Here is a 22,951-nt window from a genome sequence, read left to right on the forward strand (position 1 = left end):
GAGTTGCCATGCTCTGGAAGGGCCGTCGTCAGAGTGACAATATCGAGGACGACCGCAGCGACAGCGGCGGTGGCGGACTCGGTGGCGGCAGCCCTGGTCAGTTCCGCATTCCGATCGGCGGCCGCGCCGGTGGCGGCGGCAGCATCTTCCTTGTCATCCTGGTGGTGCTGGCTGGATGGTATTTCGGCTTCGATCCGTCGACGATCCTGGGTGGCGGCGATGGCGGCCTGCTGCCGGGCGGCGGCGGCCAGATCACCGACAACAGCGGCGGTAGCCAGGACAGCGGCGCCACACCGGCCAATGACGAGATGAAGCAGTTCGTGGCCACCGTGTTGGCCGAGACCGAGGACACCTGGACCGGCATCTTCAAATCGCAGGGGCTGACCTATGAGGACCCGAAGCTGGTGCTGTTTTCCGGCCAGGTCCGCTCAGCCTGCGGCTTTGCCTCCGCGGCGGCCGGACCGTTTTATTGTCCCGGCGACCACAAGGTCTATCTCGACATGACCTTCTTCCAGCAGCTCGACCAGCAGTTTGGCGCTTCGGGCGAATTCGCCCGCGCCTATGTGATCGCGCATGAGGTCGGCCACCACGTGCAGAACCTGACCGGCATCATGTCCAAGTTCAACCAGATGCGGCAAGGCATGAGCGAAGCCGACGCCAACCAGATGTCGGTACGCATCGAGCTTCAGGCCGACTGCTTCGCCGGCGTGTGGGCCCACTACACCGCGCAGAAGGGCATATTGGAGCAGGGCGACATCGAGAGCGCTCTGAACGCCGCCAAGCAGATTGGCGACGACACGCTGCAGAAGAAGACGCAGGGCTATGTCGTGCCGGAAAGCTTCAACCACGGCACCTCGCAGCAGCGGCAGACCTGGCTGGCGCGCGGCTACAAGAGCGGCAAGCTTTCGGATTGCAACACGCTGAGCGGCCCGATTTGACGAGACTGTTTCCCGAGATGACCTGACGGCCAAGACGCCGTCAGGGGATGTCAGGATGAAAGAATCCGGCCTGTTCCCTTATTGTTCCTTGCGGCCGGCTCGCCTATAAGGTGCGTCCGCCTGCGCCCCAGGGCGAGCAGAGGAGCTTGACCCATCATGATCGACCCCAAAACCGCCAGACGGGGCCTTGCGCTCGTCTTCACCACGCTGCTGCTCGACATTATCGGCTTCGGCATGATCATGCCGGTGCTGCCGGCCTATCTCCGGGAATTGACCGGGGTCAGCATCAGCGGAGCGGCGATCGAAGGCGGCTGGCTATTCTTCGTCTATGCGGCGATGCAGTTCTTCTTCGCGCCCATCATGGGCGGCTTGAGCGATCGGTTCGGACGCCGGCCGATCCTGCTCGCCTCGGTGCTGACGTTTTCCATCGACAATCTGATCTGCGCCGTCGCCTGGTCCTATCCGATGCTGTTCATCGGGCGCGTGCTGGCCGGCATTTCGGGCGCCAGCTATTCGACGACATCGGCCTTCATCGCCGACATTTCGAACGATGAGAACCGGGCGAAGAATTTCGGCCTGCTTGGCATCGCCTTCGGCGTCGGCTTCGTCATCGGGCCGGTCCTGGGCGGGCTGCTCGGCACGTTCGGACCCCGCGTGCCGTTCTATTTCGCCGCCGGGCTTGCCTTCGTGAACTTCCTGATTGCGTTGTTCTTCCTGCCGGAAACGCTCGATGACAAGCATCGCCGCCGCTTCGAGTGGAAACGCGCCAACCCTGTCGGCACGCTTCTGCAGATGCGCCAATACAAGGGCATCGGCTGGATCGGGCTCACCTTCTTCCTGATGACGCTCGGCCACATGATGTATCCGGCGGTCTGGTCGTTCGTTTCCAATTATCGCTATGGCTGGAGCGAGCAGCAGATCGGTTTCTCACTCGGCGCCTTCGGCCTGTGCGGAGCGATCGTCATGGCGACGGTGCTGCCGCGCGTGATCCCCAGGCTTGGCGAGTGGAAGACGGCGGTAATCGGTCTTGCCTTCACCGCGCTCAGCGCCTTCGGCTACGCCTTCGCGTCGCAAGGCTGGATGATCTATGCGGTGATCGTCGTCGGCTGTCTCGAAGCGCTGGCCGATCCGCCGCTGAGGAGCCTCGCCGCTGCCAAGGTGCCGCCTTCGGCGCAGGGTGAGTTGCAGGGCGCGATGACCTCGATCTTCTCGATCACCTCGATCATCACGCCGCTGCTCTATACCGCGATCTTTTCGTGGTTCACTGGGGCAAGCGCGCCGGTGACCTTCGGCGGCGCGCCCTATCTGGTTGGTGCGTGTTTCCTGACACTGGCAGTCATCGTCTTCGTCACGAAAGTGGCAAGGCCCGTGGCGCGCACGAATGTCACCGCCGGTGTTGCCGAAAATGGAGCACAGATATGAGCCATGACAGCCGCATCCGGTGCGAGGCTATGAGAGGTTTGCGCCGCCCCTCATTGCCCTGTCGGGCATTTCTCCCCGTATAGTGACGGGGAGAAAGACGCCGTTTTCGCTGCTTTCGCTAATCGTCGACGTTGCAATAAGAGCGCCGAGGTCGCCACAGCTCCCTTCTCCCCGTTCACGGGGAGAAGATGCCGGCAGGCAGATGAGGGGCAGCGCTAACGGATCGAGTTAAGCCCGCTCGGCCAGCAATTCCTCGCCACGCTTTTCGCGGATCAAATTGACGAAGCGGCGGAACAGATAGTGCGAATCCTGCGGGCCGGGTGAAGCCTCGGGATGATGCTGGACCGAGAACACCGGCCGGCCGGTGAGCGTGATGCCGCAGTTCGAACCGTCGAATAGCGAGACGTGGGTTTCCTCGACGCCTGAAGGCAGCGAGTCGGCATCGACGGCAAAGCCGTGGTTCATCGAGACGATCTCGACCTTGCCAGTGGTGTGATCCTTGACCGGATGGTTGGCGCCGTGATGGCCCTGGTGCATCTTGGCGGTCTTGCCGCCGAGCGCCAGCGCCAGCATCTGATGGCCGAGGCAGATGCCGAACACCGGGATGTCGGTTTTCAACAGGTCCTGGATGACAGGCACGGCATAGTCGCCCGTGGCTTCCGGATCACCGGGGCCGTTGGAGAGGAAGATGCCGTCCGGCTGCATGGCGAGGATTTCCTCGGCACCGGTCTTGGCGGGCACCACGGTGACCTTGGCGCCAAGGCCGGCGAGCAGGCGCAATATGTTGCGCTTGACGCCGTAGTCGATGGCAACGACATGCATGGTCGGCTCGGCCTGTTCGCCAAAGCCTTCATTCCAAACCCAGGGCGTCTCGCGCCAGACGGAGGACTGGCCCGACGTGACTTCCTTGGCGAGGTCAAGCCCGATCAGGCCCGACCATGCGGCGGCGCGGCGCTTCAGATCGTCGAGGTCGAACACGCCGTCGGGCGCATGCGCGATGACGGCATTGGGCATGCCCTTTTCGCGGATCAGCGCGGTGAGCGCGCGCGTGTCGATGCCCGAGAGCGCCACGATGCCACGCTTCTTCAGCCATTGGTCGAGACCGGTGCCGGCGCGGTAGTTGGACGGGTTGGTGACATCGGCCTTGAACACGGCGCCGACGGCGCCGGCGCGGGCGGCTGGATTGAGGTCCTCGATGTCCTCGTCATTGGTACCGATGTTGCCGATATGCGGGAAGGTGAAGGTGACGATCTGGCCGGCATAGGACGGGTCGGTGAGGATTTCCTGGTAGCCGGTGAGTGCCGTGTTGAAGCAGACTTCGGCTACGGCGGAGCCGGTGGCGCCGAGACCGCGACCTTCGATGACGGTGCCGTCGGCCAGCACCAACAGCGCGGTCGGCTTTTCTGTTGCCCAGGCGGGCGTCGAGGCGGCGGTCATCTCGGCCATGGCGGCACTCCTATCGGGTTGCGCGCTTCCATAGGCCAAGGGGCCATCCGCGCAGCAAACGGCGCCAAGCGGCGATTTCGCAGCTTCCACGCAGTCAAGCTTCAGTTCATGCAAGGCCCAGTACATAGGGGAAGGGGCCAGGGCGGTCAATGATCATGCGAAATGCGGCCCCGATTTATTTCATCGAGCAATATCATAGGCTTGCCCTGACATATCAGGGTTTGCGTTGGCTCGCACCCGGCGCTATTGTCCGCGCCGATCGAAGGAGAATGCACCATGCGCGGCAAAATCGCCGAATCCCTGAAGAGCGCGATGAAGGCGCAGGACAAGCACCGGCTGCCGACATTGCGGCTGATCCAGGCCGCCATTCACGACCGCGACATCGCCAATCGCGGTTCGGCCAAGGAGCCGGCCAGCGACGAGGAGATCCTGCAGATCCTGGCCAAGATGGTGAAGCAGCGCGAGGAATCGGCCAAGGCCTTCGACGACGGCAAGCGGCCGGAACTGGCCGCGCAGGAGCGCGGCGAGATGGAAATCATCCGCGCCTTCCTGCCGACGCAGCTGGACGATGCCGCCATCCAGGCTGCGGCACGCGAGGCGATCGCGGCGACGGGAGCGGCCAGCCAGAAGGACATGGGCAAGGTGATCGCCGCGCTGAAGCAGAAATATGCCGGCCAGATGGATTTCGGCAAGGCGAGCGGCATCGTCAAGAACCTGTTGCAGTAGGCTTTCCCGCCCCGTCGGTAGTGATGCGCGGAGGCGAGGTTGGAGATCAAGGCAAAGGCAAACCCGGTTCTTGCCAGTTGCGTTAGCGACCCCTGCCGGTTTTACGGCCCCTTGCAGATCGGCACCGGCTGCGGCGGCGGTGCCGGGTGATCCTTCCTGTATTGAGCGATGATCGGCTCGAGGGTCTTTCGCGGCCAGAATTTCGGCGTGCCGATTTCCTTCAGGCAGGATGCGTTCCAATAGGCGCCCGACTGCGAACGGTTGGACGCTACCGCGGCGATGTCGCGCGATTCAGGGTAGATGTAGAGCGTCGTCGGGTTGTCCTTCACCATCGAGATGATCTGTTGCGCGTCCGCCGGCGACCAGCTGGTGCAGCCATTGCTGCGGCCGCCGGCATAGTCCACCAGCTTGCCGAACGGCACATAACCGTCGTGGTCGGCATGCGAGCTGTTCGGGCTTTTGCGCAGGCACATGCCGTGCAGCACCTGGGCCGCGTGGCCGCCGATCACCCTCTGTCTGGCGTTCGCAGCTTCGCCTTCGCCGTCGAACTGGATGAAGGTGCGCTGGAAAGCCACGTCCTGTTTCGCACCGGTGCGGTAGTAGCCTTTGAACGAGGTTTTCGCCTCGCGGGTCATGTAGCCGCCGCCGGCCGTCAACGATGAATCCATCGCATTGCCGAAGTTCTTCGCGCATCGTTTGCCATTCGAAAAATCGACAGTGCCTTTCAGGTTGCGGCCGCCGCCATGACCCGACGAGATCGCGCGAAACGACTGGCTGGCTTCGCATATGACGTAATACCGGCGCCCGAGCACGCCATTACCCAGATCGCCGGGGCGTGTGGCATCCATGGCGAAGTAGCAGGGGTTCTTGACGGCACCTTGCGCGACCTTCATCAGGTAAAGCGCGCGCGCTCGTTCCAGAACCACCTGTGAGATCTGACCGTCGCTGTCGCCAACATGGGCCTGCAGCCAGGCTGGAACGCCTGATGGTGCGGCAGAGGATCGAGCCGACACCGTCAAGGCAATGACGGCGACGAGGAGGCTGAGGATCGGGACGATGCCCAGGGGGACGAATCTCAGCCGCACGGGTTCACTTCTCCTGCCAAGACCGTTTCCTTGCGGTGTTGCCGCCGGGAATCAATCATAAAGGGCCTCGCATTATCAGGCGAAACACATCTTGTTTAGCGCCCCCTTTGTTTAGCGCGCTCTGCCGAAGCCCGCACAAAGAGCCCATGAAAGGAGGTCGATGCGCGCAAACGCGACCTACGCCGACATGCTGGCTCCAGGCTTGCGGCGAACGTCTCCGCATCTTTGACTGTCCGCGATTTTCGTTCCCTACGGATTGAGCTATCATTTGATTCTGGCGCGGCCCGCGCCTCCTCCCTCCGCTGGGAAAGCATAATTCGTGCGGGGCTATCCGATCATCGAAACCGACTGTCCGAGCACTTGGCATAAGGAGGGGTTGCGAAAACCGCTCGCACCAGGAGGTTTTGCAATGAAGCTATCTGCGCCCGTCTACCATTTGAAGCGTCAAGCCAGGTTGTTGTCCCGCGAGGGCAAGATTGCGCTCCACGAAGCGCTTGATCGTGTTGCAGTACAGGAAGGTTTCAGCAGCTGGAGCCTGCTTGCAGCCAAGGCAGCCGAGGTGGGGCCTGCCGGAACATTGTTTGCGCAACTGGCGCCCGGCGATCTCGTTCTGGTGGGTGCACGACCCGGCCACGGCAAAACGCTGATGAGCCTCGAACTCGCAATCGAAGCCATGAAGTCCGGCCATCGCGGCGTGTTCTTCACGTTGGAATATACGCAACGAGATGTGCTCGACCGGTTTCGCGCCATCGGGGCGGATCCTGCACGGTTCAACGACCAGTTCGTCTTCGATAATTCCGACGCCGTCAGCGCCGACTACATCGTCAGGACGTTGAGCTCGGCGCCGCGCGGCACGTTGGTGGTGATCGATTATCTGCAACTGCTCGATCAGAAGCGGGAGAACCCGGACCTGATGGCGCAGGTCCGCACGCTCAAGGCCTTTGCCCGCGACAGGGGATTGATCCTCGTCTTCATCTCGCAGATCGATCGGTCATACGATCCGGCGAAGAAGCCGGTTCCCGATATCAGCGATGTCCGGTTGCCGAACCCTTTGGATCTGTCGCTGTTCAACAAGACATGCTTCCTGAACAGGGGCGAAATCCGGTTCCAGGCAGCGAACTGACGGATCTGTCGAGCAACCTCATTGGGCGGCTGCCGTCAGGTTCAGGAGGTGCGCGACCGATGCAGGATTGTGCTGCGCGCGCAGCGCGTCGGCCGACTGGCGAACGATTTCGGAAATCCGCAGCAGCTGTTTGGCGATCGGGCTGGTGTTGCGCCAGACCATGCCGATCGTGCGCGAGGGCTGGGGACTTCTGAAACGCGCAATGGAAACCGGCGCCGAGCGCGTCTCCACCGCCACGGCCATTTCGGGGATCAAGGTGACACCGATGCCGGCACCGACCATCTGCACCAGGGTCGACAGCGAGCTGCCGTCCAGCAACTCGCGCGGCCGTGCCGAATGCATGCTGCAGAACGACAGCGCCTGGTCGCGGAAGCAATGGCCTTCTTCCAGAAGAAGCAGCCGCATTTCGCGCAGCATCTCGCGATTGGGCACCGGCTTTCCCTCGTCCTCGCCGGGCCGGACCAGGACGAAGTTCTCGGCAAACAGCACGACCTCCGTCAACGACGGTTCGGACACCGGCAGTGCGACGATAGCCGCATCGAGCCGACCGTCGGCCAGTTCCTGGATCAGCTTTTGCGTCAGCGTCTCGCGCACATGGATGTCGAGGCCGTCATGCATGCGCGAAAGGTTGCCGATGATGGTTGGCAAGAGGTAGGGCGCGACCGTCGGGATGACGCCGATGCGCAGCCGGCCGACCAGCCTGTCACGCGAAGAGCGGGCGAGATCAGCCAGTTCGTCCACCGAGCGCAGGATGTCGCGTACGCGCAGGGCAAACTCCTCGCCGAAATTGGTCAGCCGGACTTGGCGCGGGCCTCTTTCGAACAGTTCGGTGCCGAGCGTCTCTTCCAATTCCTTGATTTGCACCGAAATGGCAGGCTGGGAGATCGCACAGGCATCCGCGGCGCGTCCGAAATGGTTGTGCCGCGCCAGCGCCTCGAAATAGCGCAACTGCTTGAGGGTCAGGTTTGCCATAAGCGCACCTTATCTCTGTGATCAGTAAATCCAACTTAAATTAATCGAGCCGCTTTGCTATAGAGTCTGGTAGGGAGATGAAAGGCAGCCGACGCCACACAGTCCGCATCATCGGTGCGGGCGTGCGTTCGGGGCTGTTTTTGTTTCAACACAATCTTGTCCAGGGCAGGCTCAGGGCAGTAGGACATTTCGCATATTCGGGCTCCTCACCGTCGCGGCGGCCGTGGAGCCGTCTCGAAGGGCATTCCAGGCCCTTGTTCACGCAGCCGTTGAGGCAAAGCTCAACACAGCCACGATCGGAGAAAAACATGGACGCCAACACAGACGATAACAGCAAGGGCAAATGCCCGGTCGTGCACACTGCCGTTGGCAGGGTCAACCGCGACTGGTGGCCGAATCAGCTTAATGTCCAGGTTCTCCACCAGCAGTCGCCGCTGTCCGATCCGATGGGCGAGGCGTTCGACTATGCCGAGGAATTCAAAAGCCTCGACCTCGACGCCGTCATCAAGGACCTGCATGCGCTGATGACGGACTCGCAGGAGTGGTGGCCGGCCGACTTCGGCCATTACGGGCCGCTGTTCATCCGCATGGCCTGGCACAGCGCCGGCACCTACCGCATCGCCGATGGCCGTGGCGGCGCCGGGGCCGGCCAGCAGCGCTTCGCGCCGCTGAACAGCTGGCCGGATAACGTCAACCTCGACAAGGCGCGCCGGCTGTTGTGGCCGATCAAGCAGAAATACGGCCGCAAGATCTCATGGGCCGATCTTCTGATCCTGACGGGCAACGTCGCGCTGGAATCGATGGGCTTCAAGACCTTCGGGTTCGCCGGCGGCCGCGCCGACGTGTGGGAGCCCGAAGAAGACATCTACTGGGGCCCCGAGGGCAAGTGGCTCGCCGACGAGCGCTACAGCGGCGACCGCGATCTGCAGAACCCGCTTGGCGCCGTGCAGATGGGCCTGATCTACGTCAATCCGGAAGGACCGAACGGCAAGCCTGATCCGCTGGCCTCGGCGCGCGATATCAGAGACACCTTCGTGCGCATGGCGATGAACGACGAGGAGACCGTAGCCCTCATCGCCGGCGGCCACACATTCGGCAAGACCCATGGCGCCGGCGACGCAACGCTGGTCGGCGTCGAGCCGGAAGGCGCTGACATCGAGCAGCAGGGCCTCGGCTGGGCGAGCAAGTTCGGCACCGGCAAGGGTGGCGACGCCATCGGCAGCGGCCTTGAGGTGACCTGGACGACGACACCGACGAAGTGGAGCAACGACTTCTTCGACAATCTGTTCGGCTTCGACTGGGAACTGACCAAGAGCCCAGCCGGCGCACACCAGTGGACGCCGAAGGGCGGCGCGGGTGCCGGCACCGTGCCGGATGCGCACAACGCTGCAAAGCGCCACGCGCCCTCCATGCTGACCAGCGATCTCGCCCTGCGTTTCGATCCTTCCTACGAGACGATCTCGCGGCGCTTCCATGAGAATCCGGATCAGTTCGCCGACGCGTTCGCCCGCGCCTGGTACAAGCTGACCCATCGCGACATGGGCCCGCTTGTGCGCTATCTCGGCCCGTTGGTTCCGAAGGAAGAGCTGCCCTGGCAGGACGTCATTCCGGCGGTCGATCACGTGCTGATCGACGAAGAGGACGCTGCAGCGCTCAAGGCCAAGATCCTGGCGTCCGGCCTGTCGGTGTCGCAGCTGGTCTCGGTGGCATGGGCGTCGGCCTCGACCTTCCGTGGCTCCGACAAGCGTGGTGGCGCCAATGGCGCGCGCATCCGCCTTGCGCCGCAGAAGGACTGGGCCGTCAATCAGCCGGCTGAGCTCGCCAAGGTGCTCGACAAGCTCGAAGCGATCCAGAAGGACTTCAATGCTTCGCAGACCGGCAGCAAGAAGGTCTCGCTTGCCGACCTGATCGTTCTCGGTGGCGGTGCTGCTGTCGAGAAGGCCGCGAAGGCCGCCGGCCACAGCGTGGACGTTCCCTTCTGGCCGGGCCGTATGGACGCCTCGCAGGAGCAGACGGATGTCCACTCCTTCGCGCCGCTGGAACCGACGGTTGACGGCTTCCGCAACTATGTAAGCGGCAAGCAGCGGCTGACCGTCGAGGAGGCGCTGGTCGACCGTGCGCAGCTGCTGACGCTGACCGCGCCGGAGATGACGGTTCTCGTCGGCGGCCTGCGCGTTCTCGGCGCCAATGCCGGGCAGTCCAAGCACGGCGTTTTCACCAAGCAGCCGGAAACGCTGAGCAACGACTTCTTCGTCAACCTGCTCGACATGGGCACGGATTGGAAGGCGGCATCGGAGGCCAAGGACGTGTTCGAAGGCCGCGACCGCAAGACCGGCGAAGTCAAGTGGACCGGCACCCGCGCCGATCTGATCTTCGGTTCGCACTCACAGCTGCGGGCGCTGGCCGAAGTCTATGCAACGGCGGACGCCAAGGCGAAATTCGCCAGGGATTTCGTCGTGGCATGGACCAAGGTGATGAACGCCGACCGCTTCGACATCGCCTGAGCTTGCCAATGGCACTCCGGCGCGGCCGCGCCGGAGTGCCCGTCCTCCCAAGGACTTAAGATCGGGGCCGCGTTTCCAGCGATGGGAGCGCGGCCCTTGTCGTAAGAGGCAGCGCTTTGGTGGATCGTGCCTTCCCGGGCAAGGATGCTATTTTACCGGCGTAGCGTCTCCACGGTGTAACATGATCGAAATCGTCAAACCCGCGCTTGAACATTTGCCGTCCTACAAGGCGGCGCTCGAACGCGGCTGGTCGCCGGACAATGTGCGGTTGCTGGAAGCGACGCGCGAGCAGCTTGCGGCGATCGAGAAGGATCCGGTGGCTTTTCTCGCCGACCTCGATGATCCCCAGGCCAAGGGCGGCCCGATCGCCTTGCCTGACGGGACGAAAGTACCGCGCTTGCCGGGCTTCCGCCGCTGGATCTGGGACGGCGAAGCGTCGGGCTCGATCGGCTTTCGCTGGCAGAAGGGCACTGCGGAACTGCCGCCGCATGTGCTCGGTCATATCGGCTATGCAGTGGTGCCGTGGAAGCGGCGGCGCGGTTACGCCACCGAGGCGCTGCGGTTGATGCTGGATGATGCGAGGGCGATTGGCCTGCCCCATGTCGAGATCACCGCCAAGCCGGGCAATCCGGCCTCGCACAAGGTGATCCTGGCCAATGGCGGCAAGCTCGTCGAACGCTTCTTCGAGGACGCCGCCTATGGTGGGGTGGAGAGTTTGCGGTTTCGGATCGAGCTGTAGCTCGCTTTATCGCTTTTCGGCCTGATCGCGCAGCCAGTCGGCGAGCGACGTGCGACGCGTGCCAGCCCTGCCTGTGAAGGCCTGGGCGGACAGCATGGAGTTCAACACAGCTTCCTGCGTGGCCTCCGCCGCTGCCCGCAAAAGGATGTCGATGCGCGCTTCGTTGAGGGTGAGCAACGGCACCAGGTCGCGGGCTTCGTCGTGGTCGACCATGTTGCCGGTGCTGAAGGCGATGGCGATGTCGCCGCTGCCATGGCCCCAGAAGGAGCCGAGCCTTGCGATGCCTGCTCCGGTGCGGCGCGCCACGCGCTCGAGCTGGCGGTGTTCGAGCGGCACATCGGTTGCCAGAATAACCATGATCGAGCCGCGTTCGGCCCGGTCCGATTGCCCGGGATCGGGCCTGCGCCCATCGGGGAGCACGAGGTCTCCGGACTTGCCGAAATTAGACAGGACGAGAACGCCAAGATGACGTTCGCCGCCGGCCGCGATCTTTCTGGACGCCGAGCCGATGCCGCCCTTGAAGCCGAAGCAGCTCATTCCCGTCCCGGCGCCGACGTTGCCCTGTTCGACCGCGCCTTCATGCGCATCCGCCAGCGCCGCAAGGGCGTGTTCCTCTGATATCGCCAGTGCCTGGATGTCGTTCAGTGGCCCGTCATTGCACTCGCCCACCACCGGGTTGACGGTGCCGGTCGAGCGGCCGATGTCCGGGTTCAGGCGGATGGCGTCGCGGATCAGCGCCGTTGCGCAGGTGCCGACCGAGAGCGTGTTGGTCAGGAGGATCGGGGTTTCGATGGTGCCGAGTTCCTGCACCTGCGTCAGGCCGACCGTCTTGCCGAAGCCGTTGATGACATGGCTGGCCGCGATCACCTTGTTGCGAAATATATTGCCGCCATGCGGCAGGATGGCAGTCACGCCGGTGTTGATGTCGCCGTTGCGTAGCGTGCAGTGACCGACACGGACGCCAGGCACGTCGGTGATCGCATTGTTGGCGCCCGTCGGCAGGATGCCGCAGGTCAAGCCGAAATCGCCGACAGTCCTGGTCATGCCTGCTCCTGGCTCACAAACGACCCGCGTCCAGGTCGAGGTCCGCGCCGGGACCCTATTGGAGTGTCAACCATGCTCGTCAGCGCACAGCGCGTGGTCGGACAGGGCGCGGATGACGTAGCAGTCGCCGACCGTCTTGCCATTGCAGCAGGTGGCGATGCGTTCGAGCTCGGCCTCCAGCCGCTTCAGCTGGGCAATCTTCTCCCGCACCGAGATCAGTTGTTCCTCGGCGATCCGGTCGGCGTGTCCGCAGGGCTGCTCGGGGTGGGCGCTCAACTCGATCAGCGAGCGGATGTCCTCGACCGCGAAGCCGAGGTCGCGGGCGTGGCGGATGAAGGCCAGCCGCTCCAGCTCCTGCCTGGAATAGCGGCGCTGGTTGCCTTCCGAGCGCTCGGGTGCCGCAACAAGGCCCATCTGCTCGTAGTAGCGGATGGTCGGCACCTTGACCCCGGTGCGGCGCGAGAGATCACCGATGGAAAACATGAATTTGCCTCTTGAAGCTCTAGTGACTAGAGCAATTACAGTGCCTGACATCAGCATTCAAGACCCATGCGGCGACGCCAAGCGGACAAGACAGACAGGTGATGTGATGACGACGCCCCTCAGGCAGACACGGTTCAAGATCGGCGGCATGGACTGCGCCTCCTGTGCGGCCAAGATCGATACGGCGGTGCGTCGCCTCGACGGCGTCGACGATGTCTCGGTTTCGGTGACCGGCGCCAGCATGACGGTCAGCCATGGCGGTTCGCTCAACGATGGCAAGGTGCTGCAGCAGGTGGCGCGGCTCGGCTACGGCATCGTCAAGGCCGAAGCCAAGACCGATGGGCGGGCTTCAGTGGCCTCGGCGCATGACCACGCTGACCAGAAGGGCCACGATCACGCCGGCGACGATCATGAGCATGGCGGCGAACAGGTCGCCAACGAGGCTGCCGGGTCATCTCATCTCCACAGTGATGTCGAGCCGGGGCAGGCGTGGTGGCGCTCCCGCCGTGCAGCGCTGACTCTGGCTTGCGCGGCGGCGCTTGTTGCCGCCTATGGCATCGGCCATCTGTTCCCAGTAGCCGAGCGCTGGGTGTTCCTGGGCGCGCTGTTGGTCGGCCTGGTGCCGATCGCGCGGCGCGCGCTGATGGCGGCATTGGCCGGCACGCCGTTCTCGATCGAGATGCTGATGACCATCGCGGCGACAGGCGCTGTGATGATCGGCGCCACGGAAGAAGCCGCCGCCGTGGTGGTGCTGTTCCTGATCGGCGAACTTCTGGAAGGTGTCGCCGCCGGCCGCGCCCGGGCGAGCATCCAGGGACTTGCCGATCTCGTGCCGAAGACAGCGCTGGTCGAGCGGGCGGGCGGCACATCAGAGGTTCCAGCCGAAGACCTTGCGGTCGGCGACGTCATCGTGGCGCGGCCGGGCGACCGCATCCCTGCCGATGGCGAGATCGTCGAGGGGTCTGGTGACATCGACGAGGCGCCGGTGACCGGCGAGAGCACGCCGAAGCGCAAGGGTGTTGCGGACGCCGTCTTCGCCGGCACGATCAGCATCGACGGAGTGCTCAAGGTTCGCGTGACCGCAGCCGCGTCGGACAACACCATCGCCCGGATCGTGCGGCTTGTGGAGGAGGCGCAGGAGGCCAAGGCGCCGACCGAGCGCTTCATCGACCGCTTCTCGCGCACCTACACGCCGGCCGTGCTGGCGGTCGGCGCACTGGTGGCGCTGCTGCCGCCGCTGCTTGCCGGCGGCGATTGGAACGAATGGATCTACAAGGGCCTGGCGATCCTGCTGATCGGCTGCCCCTGCGCCCTGGTCATCTCGACGCCGGCGGCGATCGCCGCAGGGCTGGCGACCGGCGCGCGGCATGGTCTGTTGATGAAGGGTGGTGCCGTGCTGGAAGGCTTTCGCCGGATCACGGCGGTGGCCTTCGACAAGACCGGCACGCTGACCGCGGGCAAGCCTGTCGTCACCGACATCGTGGCCTATGGCCGCGAGGAACGCACCGTGCTGGCGTTGGCGGCAGCGCTGGAGCAGGGCTCCAGCCATCCGCTGGCTATGGCGATCCTGTCGAGGGCCAAGGCCGACAAGGCGCCGGTGCCGCCGGCCTTGGCGGCGAAGGCGATCTCGGGCAAGGGTGTCGAGGGCAGCGTCGGCGGCGTTGCCGTCTTCCTAGGCTCCGGCCAGGCGGCGGGCGAACGCGCCGACATGACCGAGGCGCAGCGCCTCGCCGTCGACAGCCTCAATGGCCAGGGCAAGACCGTCTCGGTGCTGGTGGCCGATGGCGTGGTGGCCGGGCTGATCGCCATGCGCGACGAGCCGCGGCAGGATGCGGCGGCCGGGATCGCGGCGCTCAAGGCTGAGGGCATCCGTGCGGTGATGCTGACCGGCGACAACCGCCGCACGGCCGAAGCCATCGCCGCTTCGCTTGGCATCGAGGCGCGGGCGGAGCTGTTGCCTCAGGACAAGCAGCGCATCGTTGGCGAATTGCAGCGCGAGGGGTTCAAGGTGGCCAAGGTCGGCGACGGCATCAACGACGCGCCGGCGCTGGCCGCCGCCGACATCGGCATCGCCATGGGCGGCGGCACCGATGTGGCGCTGGAGACCGCGGACGCGGCGATCTTGCATGGCCGCGTCATGGACGTCGTGCGCATGGTGAAACTGTCGCGGGCGGTGATGGCCAATATTGGCCAGAACATCAGCGTGGCGCTCGGGCTGAAGGCAGTGTTCCTGGTCACCACCATTTTGGGCATCACCGGCCTGTGGCCGGCGATCCTGGCCGATACCGGCGCCACCGTGCTGGTCACCGCCAACGCCATGCGCCTGTTGCGCTGGCGCGGGTGATCCGGCGTTCGGCGGCCGCCGCTCAACCGCTAGCCGTCAGGGGTCGATATCCATCGCGAGCGCTGCGTCCTTCTGGTTCTCCAGTTCCGTGAGCCTGCCTTGGAGCGCGCTGCGGATCGAGGCGTAGGCGGCAGCGCCGAAGGTCAATCGGCGCGGAGCGGGATTCTGCTCGACCGAAGCAATCATCGCTTCGACCATCTTGTGCGGGTCGCCCTTGACGTCGAACGAGCCCTCGGCAAAGGCCTTGCGCAGGTCGCCGACCGGCGTGTTCGCATAGATTTCCTCAGACTGGGAACTGATCAGGCTGGCGCCGAAGTTCGTCTGCGTCGGTCCGGGCTCGACGAGTGTCAAGCCGATGCCAAAGGACGCGACCTCCTGCCGAACGGATTCGACGAAGCCTTCGATGCCCCATTTGGTGGCGTGGTAGAGGCTGAAACCGGGATAGGCCATCTGGCCACCCTCCGAAGAGACTTGCAGGATGCGGCCGCCGTGCTGTTTCCTCAGATGCGGCAGTGCTGCCCGGATTACCTGGATGGAGCCGACAAGATTTGTGTCGATCAGGTCGCGGATCTGGTTGTCGTCAAGCTCTTCGGCGGCGCCGAACAGGCCGTAACCGGCGTTGCTGACGATGACATCGATGTGCCCTAGATCGTCAAAGGCTTTGCCGATCGTTGCCTTGATCGCATCGCTGTCGGTCATTTGAAGAGAAGCGATCCAGAGGTGATCGCTATGATGCGCTTTCAAATCGGCGAGCGCCTGCGGCCTCCGCACCGTTGCGGCAACTCGATCGCCACGGACCAGAAGCCTTTCCGTCAGAAGCCGTCCGAAACCGGACGAGGTGCCGGTGATGAACCATGTCTTGGCCATGGGAGAAGTCCTTTCGTTGTTGACTTCGGCCAAGACTACTCCACTCAACTCATGATACTATCCGTTCAATTTTGGATAGCTTGATGAAGATTCACCATGAATTCGAAGCCCGGACTTCCCGAATTGTCGGCGCTGGCCGCAATCGTCTTGCATCGCAGCTTCCGCAAGGCGGCCGACGATCTTGGCCTGTCCCCCTCGACGCTCAGCCACATGATGCGGACGCTGGAGCGGGGCATGGGCGTGCGCCTGCTCAATCGCACCACACGCAGCGTTGCGCCGACCGAGGCTGGCGAACGGCTGGTCGCACGCCTGCGGCCGCTCTTGTCGGATATCGATGCGGCACTAGCCGAGGTTGATGACTTCCGCGGTCTTGCGTCAGGGACGCTGAGGATCAACACCAGCGAGATCGGTGCCCGGCTGTTGCTCGGATCCGTGGTGCCGTCGTTTCTTCAGCGCTACCCCCAGGTCTCGCTCGATCTCGTCACCGAGGGAAAGCTGGTCGATATCGTCGCCGAAGGCTTTGATGCCGGCATCCGCCTGGGCGAGGCCGTACCGCGGGATATGGTCGCGGTGCGCTTCGGTGGGCCGACACGCTTCATCGCCGTTGCATCGCCGGCCTATCTCGCCGGCCGCCCGGCTCCGCACACGCCAGATGATCTCGGGGATCAAGCCTGCATCCGGTTCCGCTTGCCGAGCGGTAAGCCCTATCGGTGGGAGTTCGAGAAACATGGCCAGGAGATTGCCATCGATGTTCAGGGCGCACTGACACTCGACAGTATGGAGTTGATGGCCGAAGCAGCGGCTTGCGGCATGGGCGTTGCCTACATATCGGACAAGACTGCCAAGCCTTACCTCGATCAGGGATCGCTCGTCACCGTGCTGGACGATTGGTGTCCGCCCATTCCCGGCCTGTTCCTCTATTATCCAGGCCACCGGCTGGTGCCGCCGGCGCTGCGCGCCTTCATCGACGTGTTGAAAGAGACGAAGGGCTGAGGTCGCTACTCGGCTGGGGCCGTCAGCGGCGGCGTGGCGTTGCTGCGCCCTTCCCAGACATAGGAAGCGAGCGCCACTGCGACGGCGACAAGCATCGCGATGGCGCCGAGCAGCGGCAGGCTGCGGTAGCCATAGCCGGCATTGAGCATGGCCGCGCCCAGTGACGCGGCAAGCGCGATGCCGACATTGAAGCCGGACGGAATGAGCGACGAAGCGAGATTCGAGGCGTCTGCCGTCCAGGCCAGGATGCGGGTCTGGATCGGCGTGCCGATGGCGAAGTTGAGACCGCCCCAGATGACGATCGCGACAACCATCGGCAGGGGATAGGGGCTGACGGCATAGATGACGGCCAGCGTCACCGCCTGCAAGCCCAGCATGGTGATCAATGACGGCATCAGCTTCCAGTCGGAGAGCTTGCCGCCCAGGAAGACACCGAGCGTGGCGCCGACGCCGTTGAGCAGTAGCACCCACGGCACCAGGTTCTCGTCGAGCCCGGTGACCTCCAGCAGTGTCGGGGTGATGTAGGTGAACAGGCCGAACTGGCCGATCATCAGCATCAGCATCAGGATCAGCGAGGTCCAGATCTGCTGGCGTGCCAGCACGCGAACCTCGCGGGCGAAACCGGCGGGCCTGGCCGACGATCCCGTCGTGCGCGGCAACAGCGCTGCCATGGCAAGCGTTGCCGCCACGCCCAGCGCGCACATCACCCAGAAGGTCGCGCGCCAGCCCCAGATGTTGCCGATCGCAGTGCCAGCCGGCACGCCGATGACGTTGGAGACGGTGAGGCCGGACAGGATGACGGCAACCGCCATGCCGCGCTGGTCCTCGCGCACAAGACCGACGGCAACGACCATGGCGACGCCGAAATAGGCGCCGTGCGCGACCGCAACGGCAATGCGCAACAAAAGCATCGAGGTGAAATCGGGCGCTAGCGCGCAGGCCGCCTGGCCGATGGTGAAGGCGATGGCGAGGCCGAGCAGCAAGGTTTTGCGCGACAGCGACTTGGTGGCGAGCGCCAGCAGCGGCCCGCCGATGGCGATGCCGCAGGCATAGCCGGAGACGAGATAACCGGCGGAGGGAACCGAAACGCCAAGACCTTGCGCCACTTGCGGCAGCACGCCGGCTATGACGAATTCGGTGGTGCCAAAGGCAAAGGCGGCGATGAACAGGGCGATGAGCGGAAGCGACATGGGAAGGCCTTAGCTGGAATGGCCTCAAACCACGGATGGGCTTTGCGGGCAATCCAGAAATTTTTGGCGCCGCTTTAGCTTTTCTTGACCGATGGCATTAGGCCGGGGTCTTGCGGCCATAGGGAATCTTCAGCCACGCCCGCTCGTGGAGATAATAGAGCAGCGATTTGGTGACGACCTCGGTCAGGCCAATGGTCGCGGCGAGCTTGATGCTTCCCGTCACGACCAACGAAATGATGATCGTGTCGATGGTGCCGGTCGCCCGCCAGGAGAGCGCCTTGGCGAAACTGCGCGAATGGGTGTCCATCGATTTCCTCCGAAAGGCTGGGCTAATGGACCCTTATCCCGACTGGAGGAAGCAGAGCAAAGGTATTTTTGCCGTCGAAACGATGGATCAGCTCGCCTTCAGCCGCGACCCCGTCAGCAGCCCGCGCTCTTCGAGCACCGGATAAGCCATCGAGGCCAGCAGCGAATTGATCTGCTTCAGGTCGCGGATGGTGTCGAGATGGATCGAGCTGGTCTCGACGCTCTTGGCCGTGCCGTCGCGCAGCCGCACGAAATGGCTGGCGCTGGTTTCCTTCTCGCGGTCGCGCAGCTGGTCCTTTTCCAGCACCAGCTGGCGGGCAGTCTCGGGATCGCGCGACACCAGCACGTTGAAGGCGAGCCGGGCATTGGCCAACACCGAGCTGTGGAAGGCGAACAATTCACTCCAGCCCTCGTCGGTGAATTCCAGTCCGCGCTCGAACTTCTTCTTCACATGCACCAGCATGTTGCGCACGATGATGTCGCCGACCTGCTCCAGCTTGACACAGGCGCCGATCAGCTCCTGGCAGCGCAGCGCTTCGTCCTCGGTCAGCGGGTTCCTGGTAAGCTTGGCCAGATAGAGCTTGATGGCCGCATGCTTCCTGTCGACGCGGTCGTCGAGTGCGGCCAGAGCCTTGATCTTGTCGGCGTCGGCGCTCTCGTAGAGCTCGATGATGCGCTTGAGCATGATCTCGACGGTCTCGCAGACCCGCACCACCTCGCGGGTGGCGTTGGCCAGCGCCTGGCTCGGCACGTCGAGCGCGCTCTCGTTGAGCGCCGACAGCTCGACGACGTCGAGCGTGCTGGCCGGCGCCGGCTTGGTGCCAAGCGCCACGATCTTCTCCGAAGCGCGGTAGACGAACCCTGCCAGCGGCAGCCCGGCAAGCAGGATCAGCACATTGAACAGGATGTGGGCATTGACGATCTGGTCCGCCGCCGTCGAACCGAGAAAGGCAAAGTGCGGCCTGAAGATCATGACCAGGATCAGCATGACCAGCGAGCCAAGACCGCGCATCAGGAGATTGCCGATCGGCACGACGCGCACTTCGGGGCTCGACGAGCGGGTCAGCATCGGCGCGATGATCGAGGACCCCAGATTGACGCCGAGGATGAGGACGACGCCGAGTTCGGGCGTGATCAGGCCACGGCCGGCCAGCGTCGCCATCAAGAGCACCGCCGCGATGCTCGACTGGAACAGCCAGGTGATCAGCGCCGCCAGCAGGTAGGCGGTGATGGAATCGGTCGAGAAGTAGTTGATGATGACCGGCATGAGCTGGCTGTTGCGCAGCGGCTCCGATGCCTGGCCGATCATCTCCAGCGACAGGATCAGAAGGCCGATGCCGACCAGGATGCGGCCGGACTGGCGCCAGTCGCGCCGCTCGGTGGCCATGAACATCACCGTGCCGGTAATCAGGCAGAGCGGCACCAGCAAGGTCAGATCGAAGGTGAGCAGCTTGACCACCAGAGCCGAGCCGATCTCGGCGCCGCGCACGGCAAGCTGACCGGCGGCGCCCGAGACGATGCCGGAGCCGGCGAAGGAGCCGACCAGCAGCGTGACGGCGGTGGAGCTCTGCAGGGCGATGGCGAGGCAGGTGCCGGCCAGCACCGCCATGATCGGATTGCGCATGGTGGCGCGCAGGCGATGGCGCAGAACGTCGCCATAGGCGCGCTCGACGCCGGTCTTCACCATGCGGGTGGCAAACAGCATCAGCGCCACGGCGCCGGCCAGATGCAGGAGGACGACGGACCCGCTCATGTCGCCGCCTGCATGCAAACAGGGCGCGCGCCCTGTTTGGCGTGGCGAGCGGGATGAAAAACGGGGTTACGAATCATGACCATGGCGTTGGTGGATATTAGCTCGAATATTTTAGCCGGATAATAAAATCTTGTCGATTTCAAGGGGCCGTTGCAGCGCGACAAGCGGTGTCGGAAAATGGACGGACGCGCAAATGGTTGCATGCCGGGCCGTCGCGGCACGGGCGGATCGCGCGGTGCCGCGATTGGTGCCTTACCTTTGCGATGATGTTCAAGTCTCGTGGGTAAATGGAGGAATTCATTACATAATTGTAATGCAGGTGTTCAGTTTCAGTTCATCCTCCTGCGGCTACTCCTCTGGCATCGACAACCAAGGAGACTTCTCATGAAACGCATTGTCCTTTCCGCCCTCGCTTTCTCGATGCTGGCCGCCACGTCGCTCACCGGCCAGGCCGCACCGCTGAATGCACCGGTCGCTCCGCAGTCGAACCCCAGCCAGGTCGACTGGCAGAAGCCCGGCCACCACAGCGATGTGAAGAAGCGCGTTTTCAAGAAGAAGGTCGTCGTGAAGCGCAACAACTGGCGCAATGGCCAGAAATATTCCAGCTGGAAGCGTCATCAGCCGATCCGCGACTATGGCCGCTACGGCCTGCATCGTCCCGGCCGCGGCCAGGAATGGATCCGCGTCGGCAACGACTATGTGCTGGTCGGCATCCTCTCCGGCGTCATCTTCGGCGCGCTTGCCGCACAGTAACCGGCACCTGGCCGGCCATTGAAGCGAGGCGGCCCGCAACGGCCGCCTTTCTTTTTGGCCTGTGGAAACCGGGTATGGCCCGCATTAGGGGTCGTCGGACTTCGCAGGCATGATTATATGGTGGGGAAACGAGTTCCCCGATGCGCTTTCCACCCGCCTTCCTCGACGAGATCCGCGACCGCGTGCCGATTTCATCGGTTGTCGGCCTGCGCGTCGCGTGGGACCGGAAGAAGACCAACGCGCCGCGCGGCGACTATTGGGCCTGCTGCCCGTTCCATGGCGAGAAGAGCCCGTCCTTCCACTGCGAGGACAAGAAGGGCCGCTACCATTGCTTCGGTTGCTCGGTCTCGGGCGATCATTTCAAGTTCCTCACCGAACTCGACGGGATGAGCTTTCCCGAAGCGGTTGAAAAGATCGCCGACATGGCCGGCGTGCCGATGCCGGTTCGCGATGCGCAGGAGGAGCGGCGCGAAAAGGAACGCGCCAGCCTGACCGACGTCATGGAGATGGCGACCAGCTTCTTCCAGGAACGGCTGCAGGGACCGGAAGGCGCCAAAGCGCGCGCCTATCTCAGAGATCGCGGGCTGACGCCGGCGACGCAGCAATCGTTCCGGCTCGGCTTCGCCCCCGACAGCCGAAATGCGCTCAAGGAGCATCTCGCCGCCAAGGGCGTCCCGAAAGCCGATATCGAGGCCTGCGGACTGGTGCGCCACGGCGACGACATCCCGGTTTCCTACGACTGGTTCCGCGACCGCATCATGTTTCCGATCCCGGATTCCAGGGGCAAGATCATCGCCTTTGGCGGCCGCGCGCTGCAGCCCGATGCGCTGGCCAAATACATGAATTCGCCCGATACCGAGCTCTTCCACAAGGGCAACGTGCTCTATAATTTCGCCCGCGCCCGCAAGGCGCTCGCAAAGGGCGGCACGGTCATCGCCGTTGAAGGCTACATGGACGTGATCGCACTGGCGCAGGCCGGCTTCGAGAATGTCGTGGCGCCGCTCGGCACCGCGCTCACCGAGAACCAGCTCGAGCTGCTCTGGCGCATGGCGCCGGAGCCGATGTTGTGTTTCGACGGCGACAAGGCCGGGCTGAAGGCGGCGTGGCGGGCCGCCGACATGGCGCTGCCGTCGGTGCAGGCCGGGCGCTCGGCGCGCTTCGCGCTGTTGCCGGAAGGCAAGGATCCCGACGATCTGGTCAAGGCCGCAGGGCCGGATGCGTTCCGCATCGTGCTGGCCGAAGCACGGCCGCTGGTCGATCTGTTGTGGATGCGTGAGACGGCGGGCGGCGTCTTCGACACGCCGGAGCGGCGGGCCGAGCTCGAGAAGACCCTGCGCGAGCTGACCAGCCGCATCCGCGACGAAAGCCTGCGCTACCATTATCAACAGGAGATGCGCGAGCGCGTGCTGAGCTTCTTCGGCTCGCAGCGCAGTGCGCGCCAAGGGCGTCAAGATGGCGGCCGGCCAGGCGAGCGTGGCCAGGGCAAGGCGGCCGCTCCCGGCGGGCAGTTCGCCAAGCCTGGCGGCGGCCGCATGGCGATCACCGAAAGCCTCGGCCAATCCGCGCTGGTCAAGCGCGGCGGCGAGGGGATGTCGGTGCGCGAAGCGACGATCATCGTCGCATTGATCAACCATCCGGCACTGATCGACGAGAATTTCGCTCATATCGAGTTTCTCGATCTCGCCAACTCCGATCTGAGGCGGCTGCATGCGGCGATCCTCGATGCGATGGCGCATGACATGGCCAATGACCGTCAGGCCGTCATCGCGACGATCGAACGCGCCGGCTGCGCCGAGATCTGGGAGCGGGCCGTCGGCCTGATCCGGCGGATGCGGCAATGGCCGGCGCTGGAGACCGCTGCCCTTGAAGATGCCCGCGATGCTTTCAGCCAGGCACTGCACTTGCAGCGCAGCGCGCGCACCTTACATAAGGAACTGAAACAGGCGGAAGCGGCGCTCGCCACCGATCCCACAGACGAAAACTACCGGCACCTGATCGAAATTCAGGCGCAATTTCAGGATGTACAGGCGACGGAAGCGCTGATCGAAGGTTTCGGCGTGTCCTCGGGCAGGGCTGGGCGAGCTTAGTTTGAAGCGAGTGAGACGCGAAGGCGTCGTTGCGCGTCGAAATGGCGCGTAACGGGCTAAGTCGGGTAATTGATTCGCTTTTTTCATGCGAATCATGCGAGAGGCGCTTGACCTTCTGGCAGATTGGCGGAATCAGGACGATTCGAAACGTTAACCCGAACCCGCGTCGACGGGAA

Annotated in this window: 19 protein-coding genes; 10 read left to right on the forward strand and 9 right to left on the reverse strand. The window is 64.0% G+C overall.

From position 1 onward, the window contains the following. Positions 1–8: 8 nt before the first annotated feature. Both ypfJ and C8D77_RS05410 read left to right on the forward strand, forming a co-directional pair. On the forward strand, positions 9–938 hold the full coding sequence (ypfJ, locus tag C8D77_RS05405; RefSeq protein WP_109659994.1) for a KPN_02809 family neutral zinc metallopeptidase: 930 nt from the start codon (positions 9–11) through the stop codon (positions 936–938). 156 nt (positions 939–1,094) lie between these two features. Next, positions 1,095–2,360, forward strand: a complete 1,266-nt coding sequence (locus tag C8D77_RS05410; RefSeq protein WP_109659996.1) for a TCR/Tet family MFS transporter — start codon at positions 1,095–1,097, stop codon at positions 2,358–2,360. 228 nt (positions 2,361–2,588) lie between these two features. Here C8D77_RS05410 and carA read toward each other — a convergent pair whose 3' ends face one another. Continuing rightward, a complete protein-coding gene (gene carA, locus C8D77_RS05415) occupies positions 2,589–3,806 on the reverse strand; it encodes a glutamine-hydrolyzing carbamoyl-phosphate synthase small subunit (protein ID WP_109661297.1) in 1,218 nt (405 codons plus the stop codon). Positions 3,807–4,082: 276 nt separating this feature from the next. Between carA and C8D77_RS05420 the strand changes: the two genes are divergently transcribed. Then, positions 4,083–4,532: a GatB/YqeY domain-containing protein gene (locus tag C8D77_RS05420; protein WP_109661299.1), complete on the forward strand. Its 450-nt coding sequence runs from the start codon at positions 4,083–4,085 to the stop codon at positions 4,530–4,532. 101 nt (positions 4,533–4,633) lie between these two features. On the opposite strand, the gene C8D77_RS05425 is transcribed toward C8D77_RS05420, so the two are convergent. Next, positions 4,634–5,617 (reverse strand): hypothetical protein, encoded by a 984-nt coding sequence (locus C8D77_RS05425; protein ID WP_109659998.1) that lies wholly within the window; start codon positions 5,615–5,617, stop codon positions 4,634–4,636. A 409-nt stretch (positions 5,618–6,026) separates the two neighbouring features. Between C8D77_RS05425 and C8D77_RS05430 the strand changes: the two genes are divergently transcribed. Next, positions 6,027–6,740, forward strand: coding sequence for a DNA helicase (locus tag C8D77_RS05430; protein WP_109660000.1), 714 nt, complete (start codon positions 6,027–6,029; stop codon positions 6,738–6,740). Positions 6,741–6,758: 18 nt separating this feature from the next. Here C8D77_RS05430 and C8D77_RS05435 read toward each other — a convergent pair whose 3' ends face one another. Beyond that, a complete protein-coding gene (locus tag C8D77_RS05435; RefSeq protein WP_109660002.1) occupies positions 6,759–7,712 on the reverse strand; it encodes a hydrogen peroxide-inducible genes activator in 954 nt (317 codons plus the stop codon). Positions 7,713–8,020: 308 nt separating this feature from the next. Here C8D77_RS05435 and katG point away from each other — a divergent pair, with 308 nt between their 5' ends. Both katG and C8D77_RS05445 read left to right on the forward strand, forming a co-directional pair. Beyond that, positions 8,021–10,216: a catalase/peroxidase HPI gene (gene katG / locus C8D77_RS05440; RefSeq protein WP_109660005.1), complete on the forward strand. Its 2,196-nt coding sequence runs from the start codon at positions 8,021–8,023 to the stop codon at positions 10,214–10,216. Positions 10,217–10,397: 181 nt separating this feature from the next. Next, the gene (locus C8D77_RS05445; RefSeq protein ID WP_109660006.1) at positions 10,398–10,955 is read left to right on the forward strand and encodes a GNAT family N-acetyltransferase; all 558 of its coding nucleotides are present in this window, start codon (positions 10,398–10,400) and stop codon (positions 10,953–10,955) included. 6 nt (positions 10,956–10,961) lie between these two features. On the opposite strand, the gene C8D77_RS05450 is transcribed toward C8D77_RS05445, so the two are convergent. Together C8D77_RS05450 and C8D77_RS05455 are read right to left on the reverse strand one after the other, a co-directional pair. Beyond that, on the reverse strand, positions 10,962–11,999 hold the full coding sequence (locus C8D77_RS05450; protein ID WP_109660008.1) for a DmpA family aminopeptidase: 1,038 nt from the start codon (positions 11,997–11,999) through the stop codon (positions 10,962–10,964). 66 nt (positions 12,000–12,065) lie between these two features. Next, complete coding sequence (locus C8D77_RS05455) at positions 12,066–12,482, reverse strand: MerR family transcriptional regulator (protein WP_109660010.1); 417 nt, start codon at positions 12,480–12,482, stop codon at positions 12,066–12,068. 106 nt (positions 12,483–12,588) lie between these two features. Between C8D77_RS05455 and C8D77_RS05460 the strand changes: the two genes are divergently transcribed. Then, complete coding sequence (locus C8D77_RS05460) at positions 12,589–14,826, forward strand: heavy metal translocating P-type ATPase (RefSeq protein WP_109660012.1); 2,238 nt, start codon at positions 12,589–12,591, stop codon at positions 14,824–14,826. Between the two features lie 36 nt (positions 14,827–14,862). Here C8D77_RS05460 and C8D77_RS05465 read toward each other — a convergent pair whose 3' ends face one another. Continuing rightward, on the reverse strand, positions 14,863–15,693 hold the full coding sequence (locus C8D77_RS05465; RefSeq protein ID WP_109660014.1) for an SDR family oxidoreductase: 831 nt from the start codon (positions 15,691–15,693) through the stop codon (positions 14,863–14,865). Positions 15,694–15,789: 96 nt separating this feature from the next. Here C8D77_RS05465 and C8D77_RS05470 point away from each other — a divergent pair, with 96 nt between their 5' ends. Further along, complete coding sequence (locus tag C8D77_RS05470; protein ID WP_109660016.1) at positions 15,790–16,686, forward strand: LysR family transcriptional regulator; 897 nt, start codon at positions 15,790–15,792, stop codon at positions 16,684–16,686. Between the two features lie 5 nt (positions 16,687–16,691). Here C8D77_RS05470 and C8D77_RS05475 read toward each other — a convergent pair whose 3' ends face one another. The 3 genes from C8D77_RS05475 to C8D77_RS05485 form a co-directional block, all read right to left on the reverse strand. Then, the gene (locus C8D77_RS05475) at positions 16,692–17,876 is read right to left on the reverse strand and encodes an MFS transporter (RefSeq protein ID WP_109660018.1); all 1,185 of its coding nucleotides are present in this window, start codon (positions 17,874–17,876) and stop codon (positions 16,692–16,694) included. A gap of 97 nt (positions 17,877–17,973) precedes the next feature. Continuing rightward, positions 17,974–18,183, reverse strand: a complete 210-nt coding sequence (locus C8D77_RS05480) for a DUF2061 domain-containing protein (RefSeq protein ID WP_109660020.1) — start codon at positions 18,181–18,183, stop codon at positions 17,974–17,976. A gap of 87 nt (positions 18,184–18,270) precedes the next feature. Further along, a complete protein-coding gene (locus tag C8D77_RS05485) occupies positions 18,271–19,935 on the reverse strand; it encodes a Na/Pi cotransporter family protein (RefSeq protein ID WP_109660022.1) in 1,665 nt (554 codons plus the stop codon). A gap of 384 nt (positions 19,936–20,319) precedes the next feature. Between C8D77_RS05485 and C8D77_RS05490 the strand changes: the two genes are divergently transcribed. Together C8D77_RS05490 and dnaG are read left to right on the forward strand one after the other, a co-directional pair. Next, positions 20,320–20,688, forward strand: a complete 369-nt coding sequence (locus tag C8D77_RS05490; protein ID WP_109660024.1) for an RcnB family protein — start codon at positions 20,320–20,322, stop codon at positions 20,686–20,688. Positions 20,689–20,828: 140 nt separating this feature from the next. Continuing rightward, positions 20,829–22,775: a DNA primase gene (gene dnaG, locus C8D77_RS05495; RefSeq protein WP_109660026.1), complete on the forward strand. Its 1,947-nt coding sequence runs from the start codon at positions 20,829–20,831 to the stop codon at positions 22,773–22,775. The last annotated feature ends 176 nt before the right edge of the window (positions 22,776–22,951 follow it).

The organism is Mesorhizobium loti (assembly GCF_003148495.1).
Lineage (GTDB): Bacteria > Pseudomonadota > Alphaproteobacteria > Rhizobiales > Rhizobiaceae > Mesorhizobium > Mesorhizobium loti.

Excerpts from the sequence above, each read along its gene's own strand:
- katG (WP_109660005.1), top strand. The coding sequence starts at position 8,021 with ATGGACGCCAACACAGACGATAACAGCAAGGGCAAATGCCCGGTCGTG.
- C8D77_RS05445 (WP_109660006.1), top strand. The coding sequence starts at position 10,398 with ATGATCGAAATCGTCAAACCCGCGCTTGAACATTTGCCGTCCTACAAG.
- C8D77_RS05460 (WP_109660012.1), top strand. The coding sequence starts at position 12,589 with ATGACGACGCCCCTCAGGCAGACACGGTTCAAGATCGGCGGCATGGAC.
- C8D77_RS05490 (WP_109660024.1), top strand. The coding sequence starts at position 20,320 with ATGAAACGCATTGTCCTTTCCGCCCTCGCTTTCTCGATGCTGGCCGCC.
- ypfJ (WP_109659994.1), top strand. The coding sequence starts at position 9 with ATGCTCTGGAAGGGCCGTCGTCAGAGTGACAATATCGAGGACGACCGC.
- C8D77_RS05470 (WP_109660016.1), top strand. The coding sequence starts at position 15,790 with ATGAATTCGAAGCCCGGACTTCCCGAATTGTCGGCGCTGGCCGCAATC.
- C8D77_RS05475 (WP_109660018.1), bottom strand. The coding sequence starts at position 17,876 with ATGTCGCTTCCGCTCATCGCCCTGTTCATCGCCGCCTTTGCCTTTGGC.
- dnaG (WP_109660026.1), top strand. The coding sequence starts at position 20,829 with ATGCGCTTTCCACCCGCCTTCCTCGACGAGATCCGCGACCGCGTGCCG.
- C8D77_RS05485 (WP_109660022.1), bottom strand. The coding sequence starts at position 19,935 with ATGAGCGGGTCCGTCGTCCTCCTGCATCTGGCCGGCGCCGTGGCGCTG.
- carA (WP_109661297.1), bottom strand. The coding sequence starts at position 3,806 with ATGGCCGAGATGACCGCCGCCTCGACGCCCGCCTGGGCAACAGAAAAG.
- C8D77_RS05435 (WP_109660002.1), bottom strand. The coding sequence starts at position 7,712 with ATGGCAAACCTGACCCTCAAGCAGTTGCGCTATTTCGAGGCGCTGGCG.
- C8D77_RS05420 (WP_109661299.1), top strand. The coding sequence starts at position 4,083 with ATGCGCGGCAAAATCGCCGAATCCCTGAAGAGCGCGATGAAGGCGCAG.
- C8D77_RS05455 (WP_109660010.1), bottom strand. The coding sequence starts at position 12,482 with ATGTTTTCCATCGGTGATCTCTCGCGCCGCACCGGGGTCAAGGTGCCG.
- C8D77_RS05480 (WP_109660020.1), bottom strand. The coding sequence starts at position 18,183 with ATGGACACCCATTCGCGCAGTTTCGCCAAGGCGCTCTCCTGGCGGGCG.
- C8D77_RS05410 (WP_109659996.1), top strand. The coding sequence starts at position 1,095 with ATGATCGACCCCAAAACCGCCAGACGGGGCCTTGCGCTCGTCTTCACC.
- C8D77_RS05450 (WP_109660008.1), bottom strand. The coding sequence starts at position 11,999 with ATGACCAGGACTGTCGGCGATTTCGGCTTGACCTGCGGCATCCTGCCG.
- C8D77_RS05430 (WP_109660000.1), top strand. The coding sequence starts at position 6,027 with ATGAAGCTATCTGCGCCCGTCTACCATTTGAAGCGTCAAGCCAGGTTG.
- C8D77_RS05465 (WP_109660014.1), bottom strand. The coding sequence starts at position 15,693 with ATGGCCAAGACATGGTTCATCACCGGCACCTCGTCCGGTTTCGGACGG.